Annotated in this window: 25 protein-coding genes; 15 read left to right on the top strand and 10 right to left on the bottom strand. The window is 72.8% G+C overall.

Going from position 1 to position 24446, the window contains the following annotated elements; genetic code table 11:
• Window positions 1-137: 137 nt before the first annotated feature.
• Window positions 138-1337 (top strand): saccharopine dehydrogenase family protein, encoded by a 1200-nt coding sequence (locus ACZ6JS_RS18960; protein ID WP_469299273.1) that lies wholly within the window; start codon window positions 138-140, stop codon window positions 1335-1337.
• Between the two features lie 170 nt (window positions 1338-1507).
• Here the strand turns inward: ACZ6JS_RS18960 and ACZ6JS_RS18955 are convergent, their stop codons facing one another.
• The gene (locus tag ACZ6JS_RS18955) at window positions 1508-2185 is read right to left on the bottom strand and encodes an endonuclease V (RefSeq protein ID WP_469299272.1); all 678 of its coding nucleotides are present in this window, start codon (window positions 2183-2185) and stop codon (window positions 1508-1510) included.
• 26 nt (window positions 2186-2211) lie between these two features.
• Between ACZ6JS_RS18955 and ACZ6JS_RS18950 the strand changes: the two genes are divergently transcribed.
• Entirely contained in the window at window positions 2212-2511 is a 300-nt protein-coding gene (locus ACZ6JS_RS18950) for a YciI family protein (RefSeq protein WP_469299270.1), read from the top strand.
• A gap of 189 nt (window positions 2512-2700) precedes the next feature.
• Here the strand turns inward: ACZ6JS_RS18950 and ACZ6JS_RS18945 are convergent, their stop codons facing one another.
• Complete coding sequence (locus tag ACZ6JS_RS18945) at window positions 2701-3762, bottom strand: WD40/YVTN/BNR-like repeat-containing protein (RefSeq protein WP_469299269.1); 1062 nt, start codon at window positions 3760-3762, stop codon at window positions 2701-2703.
• Between the two features lie 378 nt (window positions 3763-4140).
• Between ACZ6JS_RS18945 and ssgD the strand changes: the two genes are divergently transcribed.
• The 9 genes from ssgD to ACZ6JS_RS18900 all read left to right on the top strand — a co-directional run bounded on the left by ssgD (window position 4141) and on the right by ACZ6JS_RS18900 (window position 11651).
• A complete protein-coding gene (gene ssgD, locus ACZ6JS_RS18940) occupies window positions 4141-4557 on the top strand; it encodes a spore wall synthesis regulator SsgD (RefSeq protein WP_469299267.1) in 417 nt (138 codons plus the stop codon).
• Between the two features lie 280 nt (window positions 4558-4837).
• Window positions 4838-6478 (top strand): ABC-F family ATP-binding cassette domain-containing protein, encoded by a 1641-nt coding sequence (locus tag ACZ6JS_RS18935; protein ID WP_469299265.1) that lies wholly within the window; start codon window positions 4838-4840, stop codon window positions 6476-6478.
• A gap of 130 nt (window positions 6479-6608) precedes the next feature.
• Complete coding sequence (locus ACZ6JS_RS18930; RefSeq protein WP_469299264.1) at window positions 6609-7460, top strand: helix-turn-helix domain-containing protein; 852 nt, start codon at window positions 6609-6611, stop codon at window positions 7458-7460.
• 135 nt (window positions 7461-7595) lie between these two features.
• Complete coding sequence (locus ACZ6JS_RS18925; RefSeq protein ID WP_469299261.1) at window positions 7596-7817, top strand: hypothetical protein; 222 nt, start codon at window positions 7596-7598, stop codon at window positions 7815-7817.
• Window positions 7818-7983: 166 nt separating this feature from the next.
• Window positions 7984-8955, top strand: coding sequence for an acyl-ACP desaturase (locus ACZ6JS_RS18920; protein WP_469299260.1), 972 nt, complete (start codon window positions 7984-7986; stop codon window positions 8953-8955).
• A gap of 72 nt (window positions 8956-9027) precedes the next feature.
• Window positions 9028-9330 carry a hypothetical protein gene (locus ACZ6JS_RS18915; RefSeq protein WP_469299259.1) on the top strand — a complete coding sequence of 101 codons (303 nt, stop codon included), beginning with the start codon at window positions 9028-9030 and terminating at the stop codon, window positions 9328-9330.
• The gene (locus ACZ6JS_RS18910; protein ID WP_469299257.1) at window positions 9323-10456 is read left to right on the top strand and encodes a hypothetical protein; all 1134 of its coding nucleotides are present in this window, start codon (window positions 9323-9325) and stop codon (window positions 10454-10456) included. Before ACZ6JS_RS18915 ends, ACZ6JS_RS18910 begins: the two co-directional genes overlap by 8 nt.
• Window positions 10457-10596: 140 nt before the next feature.
• Window positions 10597-11073 carry a hypothetical protein gene (locus tag ACZ6JS_RS18905; RefSeq protein WP_469299256.1) on the top strand — a complete coding sequence of 159 codons (477 nt, stop codon included), beginning with the start codon at window positions 10597-10599 and terminating at the stop codon, window positions 11071-11073.
• On the top strand, window positions 11070-11651 hold the full coding sequence (locus ACZ6JS_RS18900) for a hypothetical protein (protein WP_469299254.1): 582 nt from the start codon (window positions 11070-11072) through the stop codon (window positions 11649-11651). Before ACZ6JS_RS18905 ends, ACZ6JS_RS18900 begins: the two co-directional genes overlap by 4 nt.
• A 1-nt stretch (window position 11652) precedes the next feature.
• On the opposite strand, the gene ACZ6JS_RS18895 is transcribed toward ACZ6JS_RS18900, so the two are convergent.
• Window positions 11653-11904, bottom strand: a complete 252-nt coding sequence (locus tag ACZ6JS_RS18895) for a WhiB family transcriptional regulator (protein ID WP_469299253.1) — start codon at window positions 11902-11904, stop codon at window positions 11653-11655.
• A gap of 457 nt (window positions 11905-12361) precedes the next feature.
• On the opposite strand from ACZ6JS_RS18895, the gene ACZ6JS_RS18890 reads away from it, so the two are divergent.
• Window positions 12362-12742: a hypothetical protein gene (locus tag ACZ6JS_RS18890; protein ID WP_469299252.1), complete on the top strand. Its 381-nt coding sequence runs from the start codon at window positions 12362-12364 to the stop codon at window positions 12740-12742.
• Here the strand turns inward: ACZ6JS_RS18890 and ligD are convergent.
• A complete protein-coding gene (gene ligD, locus ACZ6JS_RS18885; RefSeq protein WP_469299250.1) occupies window positions 12679-13698 on the bottom strand; it encodes a non-homologous end-joining DNA ligase in 1020 nt (339 codons plus the stop codon). The two genes, ACZ6JS_RS18890 and ligD, sit on opposite strands and share 64 nt — an antisense overlap.
• Window positions 13699-13773: 75 nt before the next feature.
• Between ligD and ACZ6JS_RS18880 the strand changes: the two genes are divergently transcribed.
• Entirely contained in the window at window positions 13774-14841 is a 1068-nt protein-coding gene (locus ACZ6JS_RS18880) for an ATP-dependent DNA ligase (RefSeq protein ID WP_469299249.1), read from the top strand.
• Between the two features lie 51 nt (window positions 14842-14892).
• Here ACZ6JS_RS18880 and ACZ6JS_RS18875 read toward each other — a convergent pair whose 3' ends face one another.
• Both ACZ6JS_RS18875 and ACZ6JS_RS18870 read right to left on the bottom strand, forming a co-directional pair.
• Window positions 14893-16338, bottom strand: a complete 1446-nt coding sequence (locus tag ACZ6JS_RS18875) for an NAD(P)-binding protein (RefSeq protein ID WP_469299248.1) — start codon at window positions 16336-16338, stop codon at window positions 14893-14895.
• 178 nt (window positions 16339-16516) lie between these two features.
• Complete coding sequence (locus ACZ6JS_RS18870; protein ID WP_469299246.1) at window positions 16517-17533, bottom strand: NAD(P)/FAD-dependent oxidoreductase; 1017 nt, start codon at window positions 17531-17533, stop codon at window positions 16517-16519.
• A 65-nt stretch (window positions 17534-17598) separates the two neighbouring features.
• Here ACZ6JS_RS18870 and ACZ6JS_RS18865 point away from each other — a divergent pair, with 65 nt between their 5' ends.
• Both ACZ6JS_RS18865 and ACZ6JS_RS18860 read left to right on the top strand, forming a co-directional pair.
• Window positions 17599-18216 (top strand): helix-turn-helix domain-containing protein, encoded by a 618-nt coding sequence (locus ACZ6JS_RS18865; RefSeq protein ID WP_469299244.1) that lies wholly within the window; start codon window positions 17599-17601, stop codon window positions 18214-18216.
• Window positions 18213-18731 (top strand): nucleotide triphosphate diphosphatase NUDT15, encoded by a 519-nt coding sequence (locus tag ACZ6JS_RS18860; protein ID WP_469299243.1) that lies wholly within the window; start codon window positions 18213-18215, stop codon window positions 18729-18731. The genes ACZ6JS_RS18865 and ACZ6JS_RS18860 overlap by 4 nt, the downstream gene beginning before the upstream one ends.
• Window positions 18732-18990: 259 nt before the next feature.
• On the opposite strand, the gene ACZ6JS_RS18855 is transcribed toward ACZ6JS_RS18860, so the two are convergent.
• From ACZ6JS_RS18855 to ACZ6JS_RS18840, 4 genes are all read right to left on the bottom strand, one after another.
• Entirely contained in the window at window positions 18991-19725 is a 735-nt protein-coding gene (locus tag ACZ6JS_RS18855) for a GOLPH3/VPS74 family protein (RefSeq protein ID WP_469299242.1), read from the bottom strand.
• Between the two features lie 45 nt (window positions 19726-19770).
• Window positions 19771-21867 carry a DHA2 family efflux MFS transporter permease subunit gene (locus ACZ6JS_RS18850; protein ID WP_469299240.1) on the bottom strand — a complete coding sequence of 699 codons (2097 nt, stop codon included), beginning with the start codon at window positions 21865-21867 and terminating at the stop codon, window positions 19771-19773.
• 72 nt (window positions 21868-21939) lie between these two features.
• Complete coding sequence (locus tag ACZ6JS_RS18845) at window positions 21940-23295, bottom strand: 6-phospho-beta-glucosidase (RefSeq protein ID WP_469299238.1); 1356 nt, start codon at window positions 23293-23295, stop codon at window positions 21940-21942.
• A gap of 142 nt (window positions 23296-23437) precedes the next feature.
• Window positions 23438-24427: a helix-turn-helix domain-containing protein gene (locus ACZ6JS_RS18840; protein WP_469299236.1), complete on the bottom strand. Its 990-nt coding sequence runs from the start codon at window positions 24425-24427 to the stop codon at window positions 23438-23440.
• Window positions 24428-24446 lie beyond the last annotated feature (19 nt).

The raw sequence follows: 24446 nt of genomic DNA, 5'->3' as shown, positions 1-24446 counted from the left end.
CGTCGTCGTGACGGCCCGTCAGGCCCTGGCGCCGCCCCGCCGCACTCGTCGGGCACCCGTCCGGCCCCTGCCCGCGCGCACACCGGCGCCCCGCGCTAGCCTCGGCCACCCACAACACCCCACTCGGAGGAGCTCTCATGAACGCAGGGGTCCCGCAGGACCGACCCGAACGGGCCTACGACATCGTGCTCTTCGGCGCCACCGGGTTCGTGGGCGCGCTGACCGCCGAGTACCTCGCCGCACACGCGCCCGCCGGGTGCCGGTGGGCCCTCGCCGGCCGGGACCCCGCGAAGCTGGAGCGGCTGCGCGAGCGGCTGGCCGCGATCGACCCCGCGTGCGCCACGCTGCCGCTGTTGCGGGCCGACGCCCAGGACACCGCCGCCGTACGCGAACTGGCCGCTTCCACCAGGGTGCTCGCCACGACCGTGGGACCGTACGTCTGGTACGGGGCCGGGCTCGTGGCCGCCTGCGCCGAGGCGGGCACGGACTACGTGGACCTCACCGGCGAGCCGGAGTTCGTGGACCGCATGTACGTGGAGCACGACGCGCGGGCCCGCGAGACCGGTGCCCGGCTCGTGCACGCCTGCGGCTTCGACTCGATCCCGGCCGACCTCGGCGCGTACTTCACGGTCCGGCAGCTGCCGGAGGGGGTCGCGCTGACGGTCGACGGGTTCATGCGGTCCAATGCCTTCTTCTCCGGCGGGACCCTGGCCTCCGCGCTGACCGCGCTCGGCCGCGGCCCCCAGACCCTGGCGGCCTCGCACGCCCGGCGCCTCCACGAGCCCCGGCTGCTGGGGCGGCGGGCGCGCGGACCGCTGGGGGCGCCGCGGTTCAGCCGCGAGACCGGCACCTGGGCGCTTCCGCTGCCCTCGCTGGACCCGCGGATCGTGACCCGGTCGGCGGCCGCGCTGGAGCGCTACGGCCCGGACTTCCGCTACCGGCACTACGCCTCCGTCAAGCACCTGCCCGTCGCGCTGGGCGGTGCGGCGGCGGTGGGCGCGACGGCGGCCCTGGCACAGGTGCCGCAGGCCCGGCGGTGGCTCATGAACCGCTGGGAGCCCGGCCGGGGGCCGGACGCGGAGCGGCGGGCGCGCAGCTGGTTCACCGTGCGGTTCGTGGGCGAGGGCGGCGGCAGGCGCGTGCTCACCGAGGTGTCGGGGGGCGACCCGGGCTACGGCGAGACGGCGAAGATGCTGGCGGAGTCGGCGCTCTGCCTGGCCCACGACGCCCTGCCGGAGGCCTCGGGACAGGTGACGACCGCCGTGGCGATGGGCGACGCCCTCATCCACCGCCTGCAGAAGGCTGGGATCACCTTCCGGGTGGCGGACGCCCGCTGACGGACCGGCTCGGGGCCGTCCCCAATCCCCCGGTGGATCAGCGCGCGGCAACGGATGCGGTGCGCCCCGAGGCGGAGGAGCGCCCTCGTGCCGGGCGCGACCCGGCGTTGCGGCAGGCGGCGAGACACCGGCTGTCGCCGTGCGCCCGGCGGGGATCACGGGACAAGCCCTCAGCAGGCCTCCCGCAGCGCCCGGCGGCACAGCGAGTCGGCGTGGCGGGTGGTCTCCGGGATCCGGAAGCGGGGGCTCAGGGCCAGGGTGTGGGTGCAGGCGTTGTCGAGCGACACCCTGTGCCCGACGGAGACGTACACCGGCTTGATGGCGTCCTGTGTGCGCAGCGCCCGCCCGACCTCGGCCCCGTCGTCGGCGAGCAGCGCGGAGGCGTCGCCCCGCCGCGTGCCCGGCTCCTCGTAGGTGGAGGTGAACGGGTTCTTCGCGACGCCGATGGAGGGCAGCCCGGTGACCACGCCGAGGTGGCACGCGAGGCCGAAGCCGCGGGGGTGGGCGAGGCCGTAGCCGTCGCAGACCACGAGACCGGGCTCGGCGGTCAGGGCGTCCAGGGCGGCCAGCACGGTCGGCAGCTCGCGGAAGGCGAGCAGCCCCGGCACGTAGGGGAAGCTCACGTGCCCGACTGCGGTGGCCTCCTCGACGACCTCCAGGGTGGCTGCGTCGAGCACCACGGCCGCTGCGGCGACCAGATCGCGCGAGTCGTCGTACGCGACGTCCACGCCGGCCACCAGCCCGCGGCCGGGTGGGGGGCCGGGCTCGTCGAGCACGACATGATGGCGCAGTTCGTCCTGTATCGCCCGGGCCTCGGCCTCGTCGGCGGGGGTCTTCACACTCGTCATGATGAACCGAGAGTAGCCTGGCGATCATGTTCGTCATGGAGCTCACCTACACCGCGCCCGTCGAGGCCGTCGAAGACGAGATGGACGCCCACATCTCCTGGCTGGACGGCCACTACGCCGCCGGCGTCTTCCTCGCGTCGGGACGCAAGGTCCCGCGCGACGGGGGCGTCATCCTGGCCGCAGGGGTGTCCCGGGCCGAGATCGAGAAGATCGCGGCCGAGGATCCCTTCACGGTCGCGGGCGTCTGCGCCTACCGCATCACCGAGTTCATGGCCACGAGGACCTCGGCGGACCTGGCGACGGTCCGCGAGAACCCGGTCACCTAGGACCTCTCTTCCGGATCCCGCCGGCCGGACCCGCGTCGTCCGGTGCCGCGCATCGCCGGGCGGAGGGGCTCCCGAGTACGGGACGTACTCGGGAGCCCCGACAACGCGGTCAGGTGCGATGCCGGGCGGCCCCGGCAACATCCGGAGGAGACGGCCCGGTGCTGTGGCGGTGTGACGGGCGGCGGTGGGTCAGCGGCGTTCCAGCCGTGCCACGCGGCCCTTCTCCCCTGCCGCCCAGCAGCCCGTGTCGGCGGCGCAGTCGACCGTGTCGAAGGATCCCGCGTCCAGCGGCCGCCAGTTGCGGCCCCCGTCCGTGGTCAGGTCCGTTCCGGTGGGTCCGACCGCGAGGGCCGTCCCCCCGCTGTACGGGTACCAGGCCGCGCCGGACCGGTAGGCCGGCGGCGGCGCCGCGGCCTGGCGCCAGGTGCGTCCGCCGTCCGCGGACACCGCCGCGGCCTGCGGGGAGGTCTGACCGGTGCGGTAGTCGCCGCCCACCGCGATGCCCCGCGTACGGTCGCGGAAGGCGAGGGCGAAGACCCCGCGTGCGGGATCTCCCGCCGGGACGGTGGATTCGGCCACCCGCCAGGTCCGGCCGCGGTCCGCGGAGTGCAGGACCCGCGCGCTCGCACCGCCGCCGGTGGCCAGCCAGACGTCGCGCGGGCCGGCGCTGACCAGGCACTGGCCGCTCGCCGCGAAGCCCGCCTCGCCCGGCAGCGCCTCGGGCATGCCCTCGCCGGGCAGCACCCGCCAGTGGCGGCCCCCGTCGTCCGTGGACAGGATGCGGAACCTGCCGTCCACCGGATCGCTCATGGCCAGCCCGTGCCGGGCGTCGAAGAACGTGAGGCAGTCGTAGAAGGCACGCGGGTCGGGGTTGCGGAAGGTCTCCGTCCAGGTGGCCCCGCCGTCCTCGGTGCGCAGCACCCGGGAGGCCTCTCCCTCGCCGATGGACAGGGCCACCGCGCGGCGTGCGTCGAAGGCCTCGATGTCGCGCAGTTCCAGTTGCTCCGCGACCGCACCTGGCGGCGAGACGTCCTGCCAGCTGCGGCCTCCGTCGAGCGTGCGCAGCACCGTCCCCTTCGAGCCGGCGACCCAGGCCGTGGTCCGGCTGACCGCGGCAAGTCCCCGGAAGCGGGCGCTGTGCCCGGTGTCCTTGAGGGACCAGCCGGCGGCGCGTAAGTCATGTTCCGGGCCCTGCTCTTCGGCGTGTGCGGGACCGGCGATCACCCCGACCGCCAGCATTGCCGCGCACATGCCAATTCCAACATCCAGAGGTCTCATGGCGCCGGAAGCTAACGCACCACGGATCCGCCGTCCAGAGGGCGTCCCCGCCGCTCGCCCGCCATGGGCCGCCGGGGTCCGCACCGGCCCTTTCGGCCGCGCGTTGCGCCTGTGGAGTGAGCGACAACCGGCCCTTCTGAGGAGCCCCCAGCGCCGGCGCGGCACAACGCGCCGCCTTCGCGCACTTCCGCCCGCACGGTCACTCTGTGCGATCACACAGGCGGGTTCCGGCCAGTCGGTGACACAGCTCACTCAAACGCCCATGCACGGATTTGCCGATTCCGGCGTCTATCGGGTTGCCGGGCCCCACCCCCGCAGTCCGGCAGCAGATCCGCCGCAAGGGAGTGAGCCTTGATCACTGTCATCGAGCAGGCCGCGCAGGCCCGCCTGGTCGCCACCGCGCCGAAGGTCGAGACCGTTCCCGTCACTCTGTGTTACGACCGGGCGGATCCGTTCGCCGTGCGCATGGCCTTCCCCGCCCCGGCCACGCTGGAAGGCGTCGAGGTCTCGTGGACCTTCTCGCGCGAGCTGCTGGAATCCGGACTGGACCGCCCGTCCGGCTTCGGCGACGTGCGCGTGCGGCCGTACGACGGGGAGCGGACCACGATCGAGTTCCACGCGGTGGAGGGCGTCGCGATCGTCCTGATGCTCACGGCCGAGCTGCACAGGTTCCTGGAGCGGGCCGCGACCGTGGTCCCGCCCGGTCTGGAGCACCTCTACCTCGACGTGGACCACAGCCTGGCCGAGCTGATGCGCGACACCTGCTGATCCCATGCCCGCCATAAATCGTTTGCGGGCGGCCGGGGGCCGCCCGTAGCGTCGTCGACGCCCCATCGCCGTCGAACGGAGCAGGACGTTGCTCTTCTGAGGTCCGAGACACCGACCAGCGCGACCACCCCGGTCATCGCGGTCACCGCGGCCGTCGGGACCCCGTGATCCCCGTCATCACGGCCACGGTCGCCGTCACTGCCGCGATCGCGCGTTCGCGATCCGAGCGTCGGCTGTCTCCCCGCGTTGCACGCACCACTCACGCAACCTGGAGGCCTCCATGAGTCACGCCCCTGCATTCATCACCTGCTCCGCCCTGTCCTTCGACTGGCCCGACGGCACCCCTGTGTTCGACGGTTTCCACCTGACCGTCGGCCCCGGCCGCACCGGCCTGATCGGACTCAACGGGAGCGGCAAGTCCACCCTGCTGAAGCTGATCGCCGGTGAACTCGCCCCGTCCGGGGGCCAGTCGTCCGTCGCCGGCTCCGTCGGCCACCTCCCCCAGACCGTCACCCTCGACACCGCACTGCGCGTGGACGAGGCGCTCGGCATCCACACCGCACGCGCCGCACTCCACGCCATCGAGGCGGGCGAGGCCACGGAGGCGAACTTCGCCGCCGTCGGCGACGACTGGGACGTGGAGGAGCGGGCCCTGGCCACGCTCGACCAGCTCGGCCTCGCCCGGATCGGCCTGGACCGCACCGTCGGCGAACTCTCGGGCGGCGAGTCCGTCCTGCTGCGCCTGGCCGCACTGCTGCTGGACCGCCCCGACGTCCTGCTGCTGGACGAGCCGACCAACAACCTGGACCTGCGCGCCCGGGGCCGCCTGTACGCGGCCGTCGAGTCCTGGTCCGGGGTGATGCTCCTGGTCAGCCACGACCGCGAGCTGCTGGAGCGGGTCGACCAGATCGCGGATCTGCGCGACGGTGAAGTCCGCTGGTACGGAGGGAACTTCACGGCCTACGAGGAGATGCTCGCCGCCGAGCAGGACGCGGCCGAGCGCATGGTCCGGGTCGCGGAGGCCGACGTACAGCGGCAGAAGCGTGAGCTCCTGGACGCTCAGGTCAAGTTGGCCCGGCGCAAGCGGTACGGCCAGAAGATGTACGAGAACAAGCGCGAGCCGAAGATCGTGATGGGCGCGCGCAAGCGTGCGGCTCAGGAATCGGCCGGCAAGCACCGGATCATGCACACCGAGAAGCTGGCCCAGGCCAAGGAGCGCCTGGGCCAGGCGGTGGAGGCGGTCCGCGACGACGCCGAGATCCGCATCGAACTGCCCGCCACCCTGGTACCGCCCGGCCGGCGCGTCCTGACCCTCGGCGATCTGCGCCTGCCGCACGGGGCCCGCGTACCGGGCGAGTGGGAGCTGCGGGGCCCCGAGCGGATCGCGCTGGTGGGCCGCAACGGCTCGGGCAAGACCACGCTGCTGCGCACCATCGCGGGGCAGCTCGCACCGGAGTCCGGGACGGCCGAGACGCATGTGACCACGCGGTTCCTGCCTCAGCGGCTGGACGTGCTGGACGAGGACCGCTCGGTCGTGGAGAACGTGGCGCGGTTCGCCCCGCAGGCCACCAACAACCTGATCCGGGCCCGGCTCGCACACTTCCTCTTCCGGGGCGGGCGGGCGGACCGGCCGGCCGGCACCCTGTCCGGCGGCGAGCGGTTCCGGGCGGCGCTGGCGGCCCTGCTGCTGGCCGAGCCCGCCCCGCAGCTCCTCATGCTGGACGAGCCGACGAACAACCTCGACCTGTCGAGCGTGCGGCAGCTGACCGATGCGCTGGAGTCGTACCGGGGCGCGCTCGTGGTGGCGAGCCACGACGTGCCGTTCCTGGAGTCGATCGGGGTGACGCGCTGGCTGCTGCTGGACGGCGATCTGCGGCCGACCACGGCCGAGGAGGTCCGGGAGGCGCTGTGGCACGGCTGACCGGCTGACGGGTGCGGCGTTCGCGGGTTCCCTTCCCCGCACGAGGTGCGTCATACGGGGCACGACGGCCGCGCCGTGTGGTACTTACGCTACAGACCGTAGCGAAACTCGTGCAGCGGGAAGGGGAGCCGTGCCACCCAGGAGCACACCCACCGCCAGGCAGCGGCGCCTCGGCTCCGAGCTGCGCAGGCTCCGCGAGGAGTCGGGCACGTCGGTCCAGTGGGCCGCGGCGCTGCTGGGGGTCGACCGCACCCGGATCCCCAACATCGAATCGGGCCGGATCGGCATCAGCGCCGAACGCGTCCGCACCCTCGCCCGCCACTACGGCTGCCGGGACCCCGAGCTCGTGGACCTGCTCGCGGCGATGGCGCAGGAGCGGCACAAGGGGTGGTGGGAGCGGCACCGGGGGACGCTGCCGCCCGGGCTGCTCGACATCTGCGAGCTGGAGCACCACTCGGTCGGGCTCCACACGGCGGTGACCACCCACATACCCGGACTCCTCCAGACCGAGGCGCACGCGCGGGCGGTCTTCGGTGCCGCCGACCCGCCGCTGCCGGAGTCCGAGCTCCAGGCGCGGCTCGCGCTGCGGATGAGCCGCCAGCAGGTGTTCGCACGGGAGCGGCCGCCGCTGTACGAGGCGGTGGTGCACGAGGCGGCGCTGCGGATGCGGTTCGGCGGGCCCGGAGTGGTCCGGGAGCAGCTGGAGCACGTACTCGCGCAGTCGGAGCGGGAGCGCACGACGGTCCTGGTCATCCCGTTCGGCGCCGGTGGCTTCCCGGGCTCGGGACAGGCCTTCACCTACGCCGCGGCGGCGCTGGGCCGGCTGGACACCGTGCAGCTGGACAGCTCGCACGGCTCGATGCTCGTCGACTCGGACGCGAAGCTGACGCGATACCGCGGCCTGCTGGAGGGGTTGCGCTCCCTGGCGCTGTCGGCGGCCGCCTCCCGCGACTTCATCCGCGCGGTCGTGCGGGACCTGTGACCGGGACGGGGGCGCGGTCCGGGCCCGGGCCGGGGTCGGGTCCGGGTCGGGGTCGGCTCCGGGTCCGGGTCCGGGTCCGGAGAGGAAACCGGGGAGCCCGGGAGACCGGGAGCCCGAAGAGAACCGGAGAACGACATGACAACTTCCGAGACCGCTTCGCCACTCCGCGCGGACATCGCCTGGGCGGAGCCGTTCTGCAGCGAGGGCGCCAACTGTTTCCGCTTCGGCCGCGACGCCGCCGGGCGGGCGTACATCGGAACGACGGGGTCCGGTGAGCACGTGTTTGATTCCGTCGAGGCCCTCCGCGCGCTCGTCTCAGCCGTCAAGGCGGGGGCCGCCGACCACCTCCTGGCGTGATTTTGCCGTTGCGTTTCCCTCCCGAAGCCCTCTCAAACTGCAGAGATAACCGGATGTAACCGGACATAGGTACGCCGGGGGCTTGGCTGGCCTTGATGCCGCGCTTAACCTACGACTCCGTAGGCTACGGAACCGTAGGTAATTCGCTTTGCACCCAGGAGTACCCGTGACGATCACCTCTCCCCACCTCGGCAGCTCGGAGGCGTGGACCGACGCCAAGCTGCTGTACGCGCTGGAAGAGGTGGTCGAAAAGGAGCTCAACCGCCACCTGACGGTCACCAAGGACTGGATGCCCCACGAGTACGTTCCGTGGAGCGACGGCCGGAACTTCCCGGGCTTCTTCGAGGACGGCGAGGCCTGGGGCCCGCAGCAGTCCAAGGTCACCGACATCGGCAAGATCGCGCTGGTCGTGAACCTGCTGACCGAGGACAACCTCCCCAGCTACCACCACGAGATCGCGACGCTCTTCGGCCGCAACGGCGCGTGGGGCACGTGGGTGCACCGCTGGACGGCCGAGGAGGGCCGCCACGGCATCGTGATGCGCGACTACCTGCTGGCCTCGCGCGCCGTGGACCCGGACAAGCTGGAAGCGTTCCGCATGCAGCACATGTCGGAGGGCTTCGAGTCCGACAACCGCCACTCCATGCTGCACTCCGTGGCGTACGTGGCCTTCCAGGAACTCGCCACGCGCATCTCGCACCGCAACACCGGCCACCAGTCCGGCGACCCGGTCTGCGACCGCATGCTGGCGCGCATCGCGCAGGACGAGAACCTGCACATGATCTTCTACCGCAACCTGCTGGGCGCGGCATTCGAGCTTGCCCCGGACCTGACCATGCAGGCGGTGCGGGACGTCGTCGTCAACTTCCGGATGCCCGGACACGGCATGCCGGGCTTCGAGCGCATGGCCGCGCAGATGGCCATCGGCGGGGTCTACAACCTGCGCATCCACCACGACGACGTGCTCGCGCCGGTCCTCCGCTTCCTCAAGGTCATGGACATCGCCGACCTCGGCCCGGAGGGCCAGAAGGCCCAGGACGAGCTCGGCCTGTTCATGAACGGCCTGAACGCCGAGGCCACGAAGTTCGACGAGAAGCTGGCCGCCCGCGCCGCGCGCCTCGCCGCCCGCCAGGGCTGACCGATTTCCGCCCGCTCGGGCGAGTGACGCCGATTGCCCTGGCAGAGCCGCGCTCTGCCAGGGTTTCGCGTCATGACGTCACTCCAGGTGGACATCGACCAGCTGACCCGCTTGACCCGCGCCCTGGACTCCTCGCTGAGCTCCCTGCGGGAGGCCCGGAGGGCCCTGGACCACGTACGGCCCGACCAGCTGGGCACGGCGGATCTCGATGCGGCGTGCGACGGCTTCCAGGAACGGTGGGCCTACGGCACCCGGGAGCTGACCAAACGGGTCAAGGCCGTACGGGAGGGCGTCGACCGCAGCGCGGAGGAGTACGCGGAACTGGAGCAGGCCGTCCGCGAGGCCTTCCTCCGTGCGGCGGCCACCCGTGGCTGAGCACGCGGCACTGGGCTTCGACCCGGCCCCCGGGAATCCGGCCGCGGTCCTGGCGCTGACCAGGAAGCTCGGCGCGTCGGCGAAGTCGCTCGACGAGGCCTCCCGTGTGGTGACGGACCTCGTCTCGCACAGCTCGTCGTGGCAGGGCGAGGCGGCGACCGCCTTCCGCGCCTCCCTCTCCCGGGACCTCCCCCGCTACCTGGCCTCGGCCCACACCTCCTTGGCGGAGGCCGCCCGCCGGCTCACGGGCTGGCACGACACCCTGGTGGCGCACCGCGAGCTGGCCGCGCGGTACGAGGCCCTGGCCGCGGCGGCGAAGACCGAGGAGGCCCTCACCGACACCCGCCGCCTGGCCCGCGAACTCGCCGCCGAACACGCCGCGGCGGCCCGCCGGGTGGCCGCGGCGCTGAACGCCGCGACGGACAAACTGGCCCCGAAGGAGCCGGGTCTCCTGGCCTCGATCTGGCGCAAGATCACCGAAGACCCCGCGGACGCCCTCTCGAACGCGTCGGCAATCCTCGGCTTTGTGGGCGCGCTAGTGGCCCTGGCCTGCCCACCAGCCGGCCTCGCCATCATGCTCGTGGGCAGCGGCCTGTCCTTGGCCGCGCTGGCCATGCACACCTCGGACCCGAAGTTCCGCAAGTCCCTGACGGACGGCTTCACCAAGGGCCAGTTCGACGCGGACTTCTGGAAGAGCAGCGTGACCCTCCTGGGGGACACTGCCGGATCGGTCCCGGGCGTGGCCGCCCTTGCCACGGGGGCCAAGGCCGGAACGGCCGCAGCCCGCGCAGCCGTGGCCGCCGCCCCGGAGGCCAGCGCGCTGACCGGACTTAGCCCTGGGGCCACTGCCTTCCGCCAAGCGGCGTGGTCCACGTCCGACGACCTGCGGCGCGTGGAGAGCCCTCTGACAGGATGGGCACTGCGGACCTCGACACAGGAAACCCGAGACCGGGTGGGAGTGGCCGTGGCGGGTACAGGAGCCCTGACCGCCGCGCTCGACTACGGCTCGGACGACGAAGCGGTCGAACACGGCTCGACGTCTGTCGACGGTACCCGGGGGGTCCTCGAGGACGGTCCCTCGGCCATCAAAAAGTCCGGCCGCGTGTGGTCGGGGCTGAGGCCGTGACGTATCCGAACCCCGTCCCTCCGATCTGGTTCCGCTTGCCTCCCGGCTTCCACGACGTCGGTCCTGGCGACAGGGCGGCACTGGACGCATGCGCTGAGGCCCTGGGCAGCACTGACGCTCAACAGGAACTGTCCCAGCTCATGGACGCCTTGGAAGGACTTGCCGGTCATGACATCGTGCACACCGCGATCGGCCTTCACCCTGAGGGGCCAGTCGGCGTCGCAACATCGTTGTTCTCACTGACCGTACGGCCGACCGAACAGCCCAACCCCCGGCTCACCGTCGCACGTGCAGCGATGGCGATCACACGCTCGCCACACTGGACCAGTTCCAATCGCCGGTTCATCGAGTTGCCATCCGGACTGCCCTGCTGCCTCGTCGCGGGCACCATTTGTGTGCCCGACGTGGAGAGTCGTGTATTTCAGGCCAGAGTCACGACTGTGCATCCGGACGGCCTCCACTTACTCGTCCTCGATCTGACCAGCGCGGCCACGCATCACGCTGAGGCCTATACGGACATCCTTGAGGCGGTCGCACACACCGCTCTCTTCTCGGACCCCGATCGAAGCGCACCGACAAAAGCCGGTACCTCACGCATCCTGGAGGTGCTTCTATGAGCCTGGCACTCACCAAGGTGGCCTGGGACCACGCTCCTACCGTTGTCGGCTTCAAGCGGCTGGTCCTCCGCCGCCTTGGATGGGTGTTCAGTCTCGGCGGACCCCCGCTGATCGCGCTGGCCTGCATCGGCCGCGTCCCCCACGCAGGAACAGTCTTCGCCCTGCTCACCATGCTCGCTGCTCCGCTGCTCCCCTGGGTGATCATCGCCTACGTCAGGCGCCACCGCGTCAAGGCCGTACTGCGGTCCTACCCCTGGCGCGAGTGGCCGTGCCGGCACCCGGTCCGCCCGCCCGGGAGTCCGGCGACGGTCGCCATCCCCTTTCGGGAGGACTTCACGGCCACGCTGCGGATCCTGCCGTTCCCCATCGCGCTCGCGCAGTTGGAGAACGACCACCCGGACCGCATCTGGTTCGCGGGCGACCCCCGCTTCGGCGGGGTCGTGTCGCCCGTCGGGGGGCATTACCCCGTGCGGGTCGTGCCCCACACGCCGCGGCGCGAGGAGTGTGGCGGCGAGGGGTTCGAGCTTGCGCGGCGGGTGGGGTTGGTCCGGGCCAGCGGGAAGGCCACGCGGACCTGAGTCAGCGGCGGCGGGAGCGCAGGGCGAGGCGCTCCGCCTCCGACAGGCCGCCCCAGACGCCGAAGCGCTCGTCGTTGGCCAGGGCGTACTCCAGGCAGGCCACCCGCCCCTCGCACGCCCCGCACAGCCGCTTCGCATCGCGCAATGAGGAGCCCGGTTCCGGGAAGAAGAAGCCCGGGCCGGTCTGGGCGCAGAGGGCGAGTTCGTACCAGGCGGCGGTGTCGGTTGCTGCGGCAGAGGTGTTCGTAGACATGCCGCAGATACTGGTCAGCGTTGATGGACGTCCGCTATACGCCTGATCAACATGCCGTACGCGGCCCCTCCCGGAGCATCGCACCCGGCACTGACAGCCGGGCCCTACCGTGCTGCGGATGAACGTGCCGCAGGATGCGGGCACATGGCTCTCCGGTCGCGCTTCGACACGCCGGCACATATATGGTCCGTCGCCGCCCTGCGCCCGTACGGCCCCTGTTCGCGACCACCTATGGGGCGGATCCGCTGGGGACGGTCGTCTCGTCGGTCGAACTGTCGGGACGGGTCCGCTGGGAGGGGGTGTATCCGGGCACCGGACGCCCCCGGTCCCGGCTGTCGCGGTATGGGACGCTCTGGCCCGCCCGGCCGACGGTCGGAGGCGGCTGGGCCCTGGAGGGGATCCTCCCCGACGGTTCCGTGGACCCGACCGTCACCTGCCGTGCCGGGCGGGAGAGGAGGTGGCGGCCCTCGTCGTGCTCGGCGACGGCTTCTGCGTCGGCTGGGCCGGCGCCTCCCCGAGGCTGCTCGCACCGGGCCGGCAGCCGTCGCGTGTGCCCCGTGTCGCCCAGGCGGCCGTGGTGCCGCCGTCCGCACCTCGGAGCGGAATCGGCCGGACCGTCATCCTCGACCTGGTGAGCGGGGCGCTCGTCGCCGCCACGGATTCCGCACCGTCGGGCCGCAACGCGATCGCAGGTCCCGGCGCGTTCCTGGTCGGCGCCTGGGGATACGGGGAGTGCACCGCACGCCGTATCGGCCGCGACGGAACGGAGAACGGTCAGTCCTCGTTCTTGGCGCGGCTGGGCTGGACGCGCTTGGGTTCCCCCGGCATTTTCGGGTAGTCCGGGGGGTACGGCATGTCGCCCATGCCGTGTTCGTGTTCGTCGCGGGCCGCGAGTTCCAGTACGGCGTCCAGGGTGAAGGCGTGGTCTTCCATGTCCGCGTGCACATCGCCCAGTTCGGCGAAACGGGCCGGCATCGTCACGATGTCGAAGTCACGCGGCTCCGCGTCGTCCACCTCCTCCCAGCGCAGCGGCGCCGAGACGGGGGCGTGCGGGCGGGGGCGGACCGAGTAGGCGGAGGCGATCGTGCGGTCCCGCGCCGTCTGGTTGTAGTCGACGAAGATCCGCTCGCCGCGCTCCTCCTTCCACCAGGCCGTCGTGACCTTGCCCGGCATGCGGCGCTCCAGTTCCCGGCCGAGGGCGATGGCGCACCGGCGGACCTCGGTGAAGGTCCAGCGCGGCTCGATCGGGACGAAGACGTGCAGTCCCCGGCCGCCGGAGGTCTTGGGCCAGCCCCGCAGGCCCAGCTCCTCCAGCAGGGCTCGAAGCTGATGGGCGGCGGCCACGGCGTGGTGGTAGTCGGTGCCCGGCTGGGGGTCCAGGTCGATGCGCAGTTCGTCGGGCCGGTCGGTGTCCTCGCGGCGTACGGGCCAGGGGTGGAAGGTGAGGCAGCCCAGGTTCGCCGCCCACAGGACGGCGGCGGGCTCGGTCGGGCAGATCTCGTCGGCCGTACGGCCGCTCGGGAAGGCGATGTGGGCGGTCGGGATCCAGCCGGGGAGGTTCTTCGGGGCGCGTTTTTGGAAGAAGGACTCGCCCTCCACCCCGTCGGGATAGCGCTCCAGGGTCGTCGGCCGGTCGCGGAGGGCGCGCAGGATTCCGTCCGCGACCGCCAGGTAGTACTCGGCGACGTGCCGCTTGGTGAGCCCGCGCTCCGGGAAGTAGACCTTGTCCGGGTTGGACAGCCGTACCGTCCGCCCGGCCGCCTCCAGCTCGATCGCATTGCCAGCAGCACCCATGGGGGCCACCGTAGGCGGGCCGGACCGCGGGCGCACACCGGGCGGGTCCGGACGTACCACCGCAGAATCGAAGGCATGGACCTGCCAGTGATGCCTCCGGTCAAACCGATGCTCGCCAAGTCGGTGGCGAAGATCCCGCCCGGCATGCAGTACGAGGCCAAGTGGGACGGCTTCCGGGCCCTCGTGCACCGCGACGGCGACGAGGTCGAGGTGGGGAGCCGCACGGGCAAGTCCTTGACCCGGTATTTTCCCGAACTGGTGGAGGCCCTGAAAGCGAATCTGCCCGCCCGCTGCGTCGTGGACGGCGAGATCGTGATCGTCCACGACGGGCGTCTTGACTTCGACCGGCTGACCGAGCGGATCCACCCCGCGCAGTCCCGTGTCGCCCTTCTGGCCGAGACGACCCCCGCCAGCTTCATCGCCTTCGACCTGCTGGCGCTCGGCGACGAGGCCCTCCTCGACGCCCCGCTCGCCGACCGCCGTTCCGCCTTGGTCAGGTCCCTGTCCACCGCACGGCCCCCCGTCCACCTCGCGCCCGCAACCACCGACATCGCGCTCGCGCAGGAGTGGTTCGAGCGGTTCGAGGGCGCCGGGCTCGACGGGGTGATCGCCAAACCGCTCGGCCTCCCCTACCGGCCCGATGCCCGCCTCATGTACAAGATCAAGCACGAACGTACCGCCGACGTCGTCGTCGCGGGTTTCCGTTTCCACAAGAGCGGTCCGATTGTCGGATCGCTCCTGCTCGGCCTGCACGACGCTCAGGGCACGCTCCAGCACGTGGGCGTCTGCGCCGCCTTCCCCATGAGGCGCCGGGCCGAGCTGGTGGAGGAGCTCGAACCCCTGCGGATGCCCGACCCGACCGGGCACCCGTGGGCCGCCTGGGCGGAGGAGTCCGCCCACGAGAGCGCCCGGCTCCCCGGCGCGCAGAGCCGCTGGACCGGCAAGAAGGACCTCTCATGGGTGCCGCTGCGCCCGGAGCGCGTCGTGGAGGTCGGATACGACCACATGGAGGGGGACCGCTTCCGGCACACCGCGCAGTTCCGGCGCTGGCGGCCCGACCGGACACCGGAGAGCTGTACGTACGCCCAGCTGGAGGAGGTCGTGGGCTACGACCTCGCCGAGGTGCTCGGGCAGGCCGGCTGAGAGCGGCCCCGGGGTCTGCGCCGGGGGCCGGCCGCGGCCCGGGGGGCCGCATCAGCCCGCAGTGAGCTTCTCCCACTCCTCCCGGTCCGGGCCCGCGTCGTTCGGCGCGTATTCCGGTCGCGCCGCCAGCCAGCGTGCCACCCGGGCCCGGACCTCCGGATCCGCGTACGCCCGCTCCGGCGGCTCCGCCAGGTGCCGGACCCGCGCCCTCGCCCGCATCACCTCGGGGTCCTCGAGCGCGCAGTCGAACAGCGCGGCCACCTCGCGCGCCGTCCCCGTACGCGCCGCGCGCGTCGCGAAGCGCTCGCCGATGGCCGCGTCGGCCACGACCTGGAAGTCGAACCACGGCTTCAGCGTCCGCACCGCCCACTCGTGGTGGTCCAGGGCGAACCGGTCCGAGCCGGGGTCCCGGTGCGCCGTACGGGCCACCCTGCGCGCCGCCCACAGCGCGAGGGAGGTGCCCTGCCCGAGGGTCGGGTTGGTGTGTGTGATCGAGTCGCCGACGGGCACCAGCCCGGTCACCACCGGCCCCCGCTCGTCCACGAGCGCGCTCCAGCGGTTGTCCAGGCTCGCCGTGGCCAGTACGCCCGACAGCGGGTCCGCGCCGAGCGCCAGCCAGGCCCCGCCGGGCGGGAAGGATCGGGCCGCCCGCTCGAAGACGGCGGGGTCGCGCAACGCCGCGCGTGTGGTGTCCGTGGTGTGCACGAACAGGGTCACGGCGAAGACCCTGTTGTCGGCGGGGAAGACCGCGCACCCGGCGAAGGCGCCGCCGGCCACCGCCCAGGGCCGCCGCGGCCCCTCGTCCATCCCGTCGGGCAACCGGTACCAGCGGCAGAAGTACGCGAGCCCCGTGCGGTGCCGTTCTACGACGGGCGGGCGGCAGCCCACTGCGCCGAGCCGGCGCTCGATGCCGCCGCGCCGGCCGCCCGCGTCCACGACGAGGTCCCCTTCGTAACCGCCCGCCCCCGTGGTCACTCCCGTCACCCGGATCCGGTCGGCGCCGCCGTCCCTGCCTGCCGAGTCGAGGTCGTCTTCGGTCCGGCCGCCCCCGGCCCGCGACGCGGTGATGAGTCCCGTGACCGGCTCGCCGTGGCGCAGGACCGCTCCGGGCTCCGCGCGCAGCGCCGTGGCCAGGGCGCTCTCCAGCACGATGCGCCGCGCCTGGAGCATCACGAGGTCCTCGTCGCCGGGGAGTTCGGGCGGCCGCACCTCGAACCAGTCCAGCTCGTGCCGCTCACGGGCGCCGAGCCGGAGCATCTGGGCGTACACGTCGGGCAGCTCGTTCCGCAGGACGTTGCGGGCGGCTCCCAGCAGCGCGTGCGGCTGGACCGCCTGCGGTACGGTCGGCCGCCGCCAGCCGAAGAAGTCGCGGTCGAGCGCGGTGCCGGGGGCGCGCGTGTCGCTCTCGAACAGCTCCGCCGTGTGTCCGCGCCGCGCCGCGAGCAGCGCGGTGGCGAGCCCGCCGATGCCGCCGCCGATGACCAGCACATGTGCCATGGAACGTCCCCCCGAACCGTTGGACCGTACGACGATCACACCGCCCAGAGCCTGCACGTACGGGGGCGGGCCGAAACCCGCACACGTGTCCGGCGCACCGCTGCCCGGCGCGCGGGTGGCGGCCGGCCCGGGCCGTACGGTCAGGCGCGATCCGCATGGCCGGCCGCACCCCGTACGGTCAGCCGCGTCCCGTCCGGCCGGCCGCGCCCTCAGCCGCGAGCGCCGCCGCGCCCGCGCGGTAGGCCTCCACCGCCCGCCGGGCCTCCTCCTCGATCAGGTCGGCGTTGAGGGCCGCGGCCGCCTGCGCGCCCTGGGCGGCCGCGCCCGCGACCTTCTCCAGGGGCGCGGTCACGTTGCCCGCCGCCCAGACCCCGCGGAGCGCGGTGGCCCCGGTGGCCGGGTCGGACTCGACGCACCGGCCGATCACGTGGCCGTCCCGCGTCATGTCCGTGGTGGGCAGGCCCAGGCTCGTCAGGACGCCCGAGCGGGCGGTGAACCGCGGGGCCACCACCAGCGCCCGGCACGGTACCGCGACCCCGCCGGCCAGGGTCACCCCGGCCAGCCGGTCGTCCTCGAGGACAAGGCCGGCCACCTCGCCCTCGACGACCGGGATCCCGAGGGCCGCCAGCAGCTCCCGGTCCTCCTCCCCCAGCGGCCAGGTGTGCGCCAGGAGCGTGGTCCGCCCGCTCCAGTGCCGCCACAGCTGCGCCTGGTGCACGGCGAGCGGGCCGTCGGCCAGCACCGCGACCGGCCCGTCCCCGACCTCCCAGCCGTGACAGTACGGGCAGTGCAGCACGTCCCTCCCCCAGCGCTCCCCGAGCCCCGGCACCGCCGGCAGCTCGTCCACCAGGCCGGTGGCGACCAGCAGCCGCCGCGCACGCACGCGCGAGCCGTCCCCGCAGCGGACCAGGAAACCCCCGTCGGGCAGCCGGTCCGCGGCGACGGCCGTGCCCGGCCGGATCCGCCCGCCGTAGCCCTCCACCTCCGCGCGCCCCCTCTCGAGCAGCTCGGCCGGGCTCGCCCCGTCCAGGCCGAGGTACCCGTGCATGTGCGCGGCCGGGGCGTTGCGCGGGCTGCCGGAGTCGATCACGAGCACGGAACGGCGGGCCCGGACCAGGGTGAGCGCCCCGGCCAGTCCGGCCGCACCGCCACCGACGACGACCACGTCGAACGAGTCTTCCCTTGCGTTGTCCATGTCTGCGAGGGTCTGCCCGCGTACGCCATTTGACAAATGTTCTTGCCGAAGCGGCAAATGGAGTCATGGCCCCCGAGAAGCAGGACGAGGAACTCGCCGACGTGCTCACGGCGGTGGGCCCGCGGCTGCGGGCCCTGCGCCGGCAGCGCGGCACCACGCTGGCCCAGCTGAGCGAGACCACCGGCATCTCGCTCTCCACGCTTTCCCGGTTGGAGTCCGGGCAGCGCAGGCCGACGCTGGAGCTGCTGCTTCCGCTGGCCAAGGCGCACCGGGTGGCCCTGGACGAGCTGGTCGGCGCGCCGGAGACGGGGGATCCTCGGATCCGCCCGCGCCCCTTCGTCCGACACGGCCACACCTACGTGCCGCTGACCCGCAACTTCGGCGGGGTGCACGCCTTCAAGCAGATACTCCCACCCGTCGAGGGTCCGCCGCCCGTACCCGAGCTGAAGGTCCACGAAGGCTACGAGTGGCTGTACGTGCTGTCCGGGCGGGTCCGCCTGCTGCTCGGTGAACACGACCTCGTGCTCGGCCCCGGAGAGGCCGCCGAGTTCGACACGCGCACGCCGCACGCCTTCTGCAACGCGGGTCCGCAGCCTGCGGAGTTCCTCAGCCTCTTCGGCCCCCAGGGCGAACGGATCCACGTCCGCGCCCGGCCCACCACCTCTTCGGAAGGACGTCCATGAGCACCACCGGCGCCGCACGCCCCGAACGCCCCGAACGGGCCGTTCCCCAGCCGAACGCCGTCGTCGGCGTCGGCCTCGTCGTCATCCGCGGGGACGGCCGGGTGCTGCTCGGCCAGGCACACGACGGCCGTTGGGAGCTGCCCGGCGGCAAGGTCGACCCCGGGGAGGGCTTCGAGCAGGCCGCCGCCCGGGAGCTCGCCGAGGAGACGGACCTGCGGGTGGCCCCCGAGGGCGTGCGCGTCCTGTCCGTACAGATCGAAGCGAAGTCCGGCCTGACCCGGCTGACGGCGGCCGCCGTCACCACCACGGCGCAGGGGGTGCCCGCCGTCACCGAGCCCCACAAAATCGCCCGCTGGGAGTGGTTCGCGCCCGCCGAGATCCCCTCGGCGCTGTACGCCCCCTCGGCGGCCGTGCTCCGCGCCTGGCGCCCCGATCTCACGGAACTGCCGTACGTCCCCTCGTACGACTACCCGACGACGGACCCGGTTCGCACACCCGAAAGGCCCGACGCTTGATAAATTAGGCGAATTGTCTGGTTGTTTCATCGTCGACGCCCGCGGCGTGGGCTCCGAGGCCGCCGGACGGGTCAGGACCACCTGGCGGTGGAACACCTCCTCGGCCGCCCCTCGGGGCAGTCCTGCACGGCAGCGCCGGGCAGGGGTCCAGCGCAAACCGCAGATCCGGGGCCGGCGCCAGAAGCCGGAGCGGATGCCGGACAGCCGCGCCCGGTCCCCGGCCCCGGGCGGCCGACACCCTCGGCGGACCGCAGGCGGCTCAGCTGACCGCGACGACCGTGGCCGCCATCACCACCACCATGGCGGCCTGCATGTCGCGGATGGCCGCGTGGACGCCGTCGGCAGCCCACTGGCCGGCGGCTATCTCCGCCATCCTCGGCTTCACCGCGGCGGGGCTGTGGTCCGGGAAGGCCAACCGGTGCAGTTTCGCTCCGTGGAGCAGCGCTATGAGGCCCGCCGTGCGGTCGTCGGGCAGGGCGCCCCCGAGGACGACAGCGTCCAGCCGTCGGCGCAGGGCGTGCTCGACCGTGCCGTCGACCTCGGGGTAGCGCCGCCGGGGGAACACCCCCAGCACCTTGTTCACCTGCTCCGCCACCAGGCCGCGCTCGCCGAGCCGCTCCAGCACCGGGCCGGTCGCCTTCATGTGGTCCTTCGTCAGCCAGTCCACCACCCGGCGCCGGCTGCGCCCGCCCAGCCAGGTCTCGATGTGCCGGAGCCGGCCGTCGAGCAGCGGCTCCCCGGTGGGTGCGGTGCTCCTGAGCTCCAGGTGCCTGCCCGAGACCGACACCCGTTCCGCCAGGACCAGGTCGAGCAGGAGCGCCCCCGCCAGGGCCGGTGCCACCGCCTGGCGCTGCCTCACCGCCCCGGACTCGTCGTCCAGGGACAGGAGCATGATCTCCTCGGCCAGCGTGATCGTGATCCCCATGTGCGTCGCCCCCAGGTCCTCGTGCTTCTCGTAGGGAAGGACGACGGGAGACCATCCGGAGTTCCGCACCGGCCGCCATGATCGACAAGACCGGCGCCGGGCCCTGCCCGCAACCTAGTGCCGCACGACCGTCTTCGGCGCGAAGTGGCCCTCGCCCAGGTCCTCGGCCAGCAGCCGCTTCGCGATCGCGTCCGCCGCGACCCGCAGTTCGGCGCTGCTCGGCCGGCCCCGGTCCTTCTCCAGCTGGTCGCCGAGCCACTTGGCCCATGCCGCCGAGATGACGTCGGCCTCCCGCTGCCCGGCGGGCGTGAGGCTGAAGTAGGCGGCGTCGCGGGTAAGGAAGCCCTCCTCCACCATCCGGTCGAACACGGGGAGCAGTACCTCCGGCGGCAGCGAACGACGCCCGGCGACCAGGCCGATGCTGGAGTAGCCGATGGTCCTGGTCATCAGTTCCACCTGCATCACCGTCCACGCGCCTGCGATGTCCAGCCGGGTGTCGGAGGATTCGACGATCTCCCGCGCCGTGTCCGCCCCCATGTTCCGCACGAGTTTGCCGACCGCCAGCTCCAGCAGTCTGGCCGAGTCGCCCGAAGCCGTGGCCGGCGAACCGAAGCCGTCGCCCATGTCCGTGGACCCGGCCCGGGCGGTGTCGCGCAGCTTGACCTGCTTGAGGAAGAGCGCCACGACGAACCCGAACACCGCCACCGGCACGGTCCAGAGGAACACCGTCTGCAGGGCTTCCGCATAGGCCTCGACGATGGGTGTGGCGGCGGCCGGATCGAGCTTGTGCACGCCCTGCGGGGTCGAGGCGGCCCTGGCCAGCTCCGCCGGATCCCCTCCGGTGGCCCGCGCCGCGTCCGCGACCGCCTCATCCAGGCCGGGTCCCAGGTGGTTGGCGTAGATCGTTCCGAAGACCGCCGTGCCGAAGGCGCTGCCGAGCGTACGGAAGAAGGTGACCCCGGAGGTGGCCGTGCCGAGATCGGCGTAGTCGACGGTGTTCTGCACGGCGATCGTCAGCACCTGCATGGACAGGCCGATGCCGGCGCCGAGCACGAACATGTAGAGCGATTCCAGCAGGCTGTCGGTACCCGGCTCCATCCGCGACAGCAGGTACAGGCCGATGCCCATGACGGCGTTGCCGACGATCGGAAAGATCCGGTATCGGCCGGTCCGGCTGACGACGTTGCCGCTGAAGACGGAGGCGAGCAGCAGGCCGAAGACCATGGGCAGGGTCCGGACGCCCGAGATGGTGGCCGAGTCCCCGTCGACGTACTGCAGATAGGTCGGCAGGAACGTCATCGCGCCGAGCATCGCGAACCCGACCACGAAGCTCAGCACGGAGCACACGGCGAAGACCGGATTGCGGAAGAGCCGCATCGGGATCATGGGCTCGACGGCGCGCGTCTCGGCCAGGCAGAACAGCGCCAGCGCCACCGCCCCGCCCGCGAACAGGCCGATGATCACGGGGGAGGTCCAGGCGTACTCGTTGCCGCCCCAGCTGGTGGCCAGGATGAGGGCGCTCGAGCCGACCGCCACCAGGGCGATGCCGAGGTAGTCGATGACCGGCTTGCCCGAGGCCCGTACGGCCGGGATCGTCCTGGCGGCCGCGATGACCACCAGGATGGCGATCGGGACGTTGACGTAGAAGCACCACCGCCAGCTCAGCTGGTCGGTGAAGAAGCCTCCGAGCAGCGGCCCGATCACGGTGGCGACGCCGAAGACCGCGCCGATCGCACCCTGGTACTTGCCGCGTTCGCGCAGGGGCACGACGTCGGCGATCAGCGCCATGGCCGTGACCATCAGGCCGCCGGCGCCGACGCCCTGGACCCCGCGCCACACGATCAGGAACGTCATGTTGCCGGACAGGCCGCACAGGAAGGAACCGCTGATGAAGACGATGGCGGAGATCTGGAAGATCAGTTTTCGGCCGAAGAGGTCGCCGAACTTGCCCACCAGGACCGTCGCCACGGTCTCCGCCAGCAGGTAGGAGGTCACCACCCACGACATGTGGTCCCCGCCGCCCAGGTCCCCCACGATCGTGGGCAGGGCGGTTCCGACGATCGTCTGGTCGAGGGCCGCCAGCAGCACGCCCAGCATGACCGTGCCGAAGACGACGTTGCGCCGGCGCCGGTCGAGCACGGGGGGCGCTGCGGCTGCGGCGGGGGCAGTGGTCACATCTCGCACTCTCACAGCACGTCCGCCGCACCGCATGCGGCGCTGGGCTGTCGGAGGGACCCTCGAACGGCCCCGCGCGCCGCCCGGCCCAGGGACCGGGGAGGGGGGTCAGCGCAGGTGGGCCAGGCCCGGATGCGCCGTCGCGTAGCCGTCCAGCAGCCGCCGGGCCACTGCCACGGAGTCGACCAGCGGGTGCAGCGCGAAGGCCTTCACGGCGTCGGCCCGCGCACCGCTCGCGGCCGCCGCCAGAACCTCCCGCTCCACGGCCTTGACGGCCGTCACCAGCCCCACCGCGTGCAGGGGCAGCTGCTCGACGCCCATCGGGTGGGCGCCGTTCGCGTCCACCAGGCAGGGCACTTCGATGACTGCTTCGGCGTCCAGGACGGAGAGCGTCGAACCGTTGCGGACGTTCAGGATCAGCGTGGCCCGCTCGTCCCGGGCGATGGCCCGCATCAGCGCGAGGGCGACCTTCTCGTAGCCCCCGGACTCCAGGTCGCTCTCCTCGCGCTCGCCCGCGCCGGCCGCCTCGCGGTTCTCGGCCATGTACGTGGCCTCGCGCTCGGCCCGGGTCCGGTCCCACGCGGCCAGGGCGGCCCCGGCCGGCAGCCCGGGCCGTCCGGCCTCGGCGTAGAAACCGCGCTGCTGGTCGCGCAGGAAGGCCCCGCGGGTCTGCGCGGCCTCCTGGTACGCCCGTACGGTGTCACGGTTGAAGTAGTAGTAGTGCAGGTACTCATTGGGGATCGCGCCGAGCGAGCGCAGCCACTCGGCGCCGAAGAGGCGGCCCTCCTCGAAGGACTCCAGCGCTTCCGTGTCGGCCAGCAGCTTCGGCAGTTCGTCGCGTCCGCCGATGCGCAGCCCGCGGACCCAGCCCAGGTGGTTGAGGCCCACGTAGTCGATCCAGGCGTCCTGCGGCCGGGCGCCCAGCAGCCGGGCGATACGCCGGCCGAGGCCCACGGGCGAGTCGCAGATACCGATCACCCGGTCGCCGAGTTCCTCGGCCATGGCCTCGGTGACCAGGCCGGCCGGGTTGGTGAAGTTGATGACCCAGGCCTCGGGGGCCGCACGGGCGATGCTGCGGGCGATGCCACGGGCCACGGGGACGGTCCGCAGTCCGTACGCGATCCCGCCCGCGCCCACCGTCTCCTGGCCCAGGACGCCTTCGGCCAGGGCTACGCGCTCGTCCGCGGCGCGCCCTTCGAGGCCGCCGACGCGGATGGCGGAGAAGACGAAGTCGGCCCCGCGCAGGGCCTCGTCGAGGTCCCGGGTGGCGGTGACGGCCGGGGGGTCGGGCACCGCGGCGGCCCTGGCGAGGTCTTGGAGGACGCGGGTCATGGCGGCGAGCCGCGCGGGGTCCTCGTCGTACAGCGTCACGTGGGACACCCGCCCCTCGGCGTGGTCCCCGAGCAGCGCTCCGTACACGAGCGGTACCCGGAAGCCGCCTCCGCCGAGGATCGTCAGCCGCACGCCCCTACCGCCCTTCGCCAGTGCAGATGCCGGTTCGGATGCCCGCCCGGACGGACACCCGCCCGGATGGCGATGCCGATGCCACGATCGACGGCAGAGGACCTCCGGCGGGCGTCCGCCCGCACCAGTCTGCCCCCGTCGGTCACTCTCCCAGCGACGGCACGGCGCGCAGCCGGGCTCCCGGCTGGTGGGGAATGGCCGTGAGCCCCCGGGGCGGCCCCGTCGGCACGCCCTGCGGGCCCGACAGGATCAGGGTGATACGGGTGAGCCCCATCTCGTCGAGCATGCGACTGGTCTCGGCCACCATCCGGCAGCGCACCAGGCCCCACCGCGGGTCGGGGTGGCGCACGGTGCGCACCGCCCCGTCCTGCTCGGCGGCCTCCGGCCCCCGCTTGCTCAGCCAGTGGGGGACGCCGTACCGGTAGGCCGCCTCCATGAACGGGTCACGGGCCACCTCCTGGCGGATGCTGCACAGGCCCTCGTCCTCGGGGGCAACGGCCAGCGCCGCCGCGAACTGCGCGAGCAGGGGTACGCACCAGCCCGGCTCGTGGTCCTCCAGCACGGCCGCCGCGTCCGGGTGGAACAGCACGAAGCGCAGGAAGTTGTCGTCCGGCAGGGCCGTCGGGTGCGGCCGTACGGACTGGAAGAGCTGGTCGAAGGCCGAGTTGGTGAGGGCGACGTCCCACCGGTGGTCCACCAGGAAGCTCGGGTAGGGCACGGCTTCCATGAGGGCCGCGTAGTCGCACAGGTAGTCGCGCTGCGCCGGGTCCTCGGGGAGCCGGTTCTCGTCGGAGGCCCGCCACGTGGGCGGGGGGTCGCGGTCGACCATGACGCGGAAGAGCCAGAAGCACTGGCGCTCGCTCATCTCCAGGGCTTCGGCCAGGGCGAGGAGCTTGCGGTCCGTCCACTCCTTGACCAGGCCGCGTTCCCAGTTGCCGTACGCGCGCACGCTGATGCGGAGCCGGGAGGCGAGGTCCTCCTGGCTCAGCCCCAGCTCCTCGCGGCGCTGGCGCAAAATCTCCTTGCGTCGCTCCGACCGCACGGCACCGCGCGCGGACTCCTCGCCCGCCAGGCGCTCTTCACCGGCTCGGGCGAGGCCATCGGACGGGCCCACCGCTGCGAGATGTGGCACTGAGAGCTCCCCCTCCTCC

This window comes from Streptomyces sp. NPDC046349 (genome assembly GCF_055587885.1).
The sequence above is the reverse complement of the archived record's forward strand: the minus strand, read 5'-3'. Positions and strand labels throughout refer to the sequence as shown.

What these genes read in the sequence shown, in the direction of transcription:
- ACZ6JS_RS18900 (WP_469299254.1), top strand. Translation starts at nt 11,070, where the DNA reads ATGAGCCTGGCACTCACCAAGGTGGCCTGGGACCACGCTCCTACCGTT.
- ACZ6JS_RS18915 (WP_469299259.1), top strand. Translation starts at nt 9,028, where the DNA reads ATGACGTCACTCCAGGTGGACATCGACCAGCTGACCCGCTTGACCCGC.
- ACZ6JS_RS18875 (WP_469299248.1), bottom strand. Translation starts at nt 16,338, where the DNA reads ATGGCACATGTGCTGGTCATCGGCGGCGGCATCGGCGGGCTCGCCACC.
- ACZ6JS_RS18935 (WP_469299265.1), top strand. Translation starts at nt 4,838, where the DNA reads ATGAGTCACGCCCCTGCATTCATCACCTGCTCCGCCCTGTCCTTCGAC.
- ACZ6JS_RS18955 (WP_469299272.1), bottom strand. Translation starts at nt 2,185, where the DNA reads ATGACGAGTGTGAAGACCCCCGCCGACGAGGCCGAGGCCCGGGCGATA.
- ACZ6JS_RS18925 (WP_469299261.1), top strand. Translation starts at nt 7,596, where the DNA reads ATGACAACTTCCGAGACCGCTTCGCCACTCCGCGCGGACATCGCCTGG.
- ACZ6JS_RS18960 (WP_469299273.1), top strand. Translation starts at nt 138, where the DNA reads ATGAACGCAGGGGTCCCGCAGGACCGACCCGAACGGGCCTACGACATC.
- ACZ6JS_RS18950 (WP_469299270.1), top strand. Translation starts at nt 2,212, where the DNA reads ATGTTCGTCATGGAGCTCACCTACACCGCGCCCGTCGAGGCCGTCGAA.
- ACZ6JS_RS18945 (WP_469299269.1), bottom strand. Translation starts at nt 3,762, where the DNA reads ATGTGCGCGGCAATGCTGGCGGTCGGGGTGATCGCCGGTCCCGCACAC.
- ACZ6JS_RS18860 (WP_469299243.1), top strand. Translation starts at nt 18,213, where the DNA reads ATGAGCACCACCGGCGCCGCACGCCCCGAACGCCCCGAACGGGCCGTT.
- ACZ6JS_RS18865 (WP_469299244.1), top strand. Translation starts at nt 17,599, where the DNA reads ATGGCCCCCGAGAAGCAGGACGAGGAACTCGCCGACGTGCTCACGGCG.
- ACZ6JS_RS18895 (WP_469299253.1), bottom strand. Translation starts at nt 11,904, where the DNA reads ATGTCTACGAACACCTCTGCCGCAGCAACCGACACCGCCGCCTGGTAC.
- ACZ6JS_RS18870 (WP_469299246.1), bottom strand. Translation starts at nt 17,533, where the DNA reads ATGGACAACGCAAGGGAAGACTCGTTCGACGTGGTCGTCGTCGGTGGC.
- ACZ6JS_RS18880 (WP_469299249.1), top strand. Translation starts at nt 13,774, where the DNA reads ATGGACCTGCCAGTGATGCCTCCGGTCAAACCGATGCTCGCCAAGTCG.
- ACZ6JS_RS18905 (WP_469299256.1), top strand. Translation starts at nt 10,597, where the DNA reads ATGGACGCCTTGGAAGGACTTGCCGGTCATGACATCGTGCACACCGCG.
- ligD (WP_469299250.1), bottom strand. Translation starts at nt 13,698, where the DNA reads ATGGGTGCTGCTGGCAATGCGATCGAGCTGGAGGCGGCCGGGCGGACG.
- ACZ6JS_RS18850 (WP_469299240.1), bottom strand. Translation starts at nt 21,867, where the DNA reads ATGCGGTGCGGCGGACGTGCTGTGAGAGTGCGAGATGTGACCACTGCC.